Annotated in this window: 1 rRNA gene; it reads left to right on the top strand. The window is 57.7% G+C overall.

Going from position 1 to position 1,212, the window contains the following annotated elements:
• Positions 1-231: 231 nt before the first annotated feature.
• Positions 232-1,212 (top strand): 16S ribosomal RNA (locus tag ACZ5NW_RS37605); the annotation flags it as partial.

Below are 1,212 nucleotides of genomic sequence, written 5' to 3'. Positions count from 1 at the left end.
CGAAGGGAAGCGCCCGGAGGAAAGCCCGAGAGGGTGAGTACAAAGGAAGCGACCGTTCCTTGAGAACTCAACAGCGTGCCAAAAATCAACGCCAGATTAGTTGATACCCCGTCTCCAGCATCTGCTGGGGCGAGGTTCCTTTGAAATAACACAGCGAGGACGCTGTGTGCGAGAGGATCATTCCTCCTCTCGCACCGCTCTCGTGGTGTTGCACCGGATTACCGGTAAACATTCACGGAGAGTTTGATCCTGGCTCAGGACGAACGCTGGCGGCGTGCTTAACACATGCAAGTCGAACGATGAAGCCCTTCGGGGTGGATTAGTGGCGAACGGGTGAGTAACACGTGGGCAATCTGCCCTTCACTCTGGGACAAGCCCTGGAAACGGGGTCTAATACCGGATACCACTCTCACGGGCATCTGTGAGGGTTGAAAGCTCCGGCGGTGAAGGATGAGCCCGCGGCCTATCAGCTTGTTGGTGAGGTAACGGCTCACCAAGGCGACGACGGGTAGCCGGCCTGAGAGGGCGACCGGCCACACTGGGACTGAGACACGGCCCAGACTCCTACGGGAGGCAGCAGTGGGGAATATTGCACAATGGGCGAAAGCCTGATGCAGCGACGCCGCGTGAGGGATGACGGCCTTCGGGTTGTAAACCTCTTTCAGCAGGGAAGAAGCGAAAGTGACGGTACCTGCAGAAGAAGCGCCGGCTAACTACGTGCCAGCAGCCGCGGTAATACGTAGGGCGCAAGCGTTGTCCGGAATTATTGGGCGTAAAGAGCTCGTAGGCGGCTTGTCACGTCGGGTGTGAAAGACCGGGGCTTAACCCCGGTTCTGCATTCGATACGGGCTAGCTAGAGTGTGGTAGGGGAGATCGGAATTCCTGGTGTAGCGGTGAAATGCGCAGATATCAGGAGGAACACCGGTGGCGAAGGCGGATCTCTGGGCCATTACTGACGCTGAGGAGCGAAAGCGTGGGGAGCGAACAGGATTAGATACCCTGGTAGTCCACGCCGTAAACGGTGGGAACTAGGTGTTGGCGACATTCCACGTCGTCGGTGCCGCAGCTAACGCATTAAGTTCCCCGCCTGGGGAGTACGGCCGCAAGGCTAAAACTCAAAGGAATTGACGGGGGCCCGCACAAGCAGCGGAGCATGTGGCTTAATTCGACGCAACGCGAAGAACCTTACCAAGGCTTGACATACACCGGAAA

The organism is Streptomyces sp. NPDC032126, from assembly GCF_055580085.1.
The sequence above is the reverse complement of the archived record's forward strand: the minus strand, read 5'-3'. Positions and strand labels throughout refer to the sequence as shown.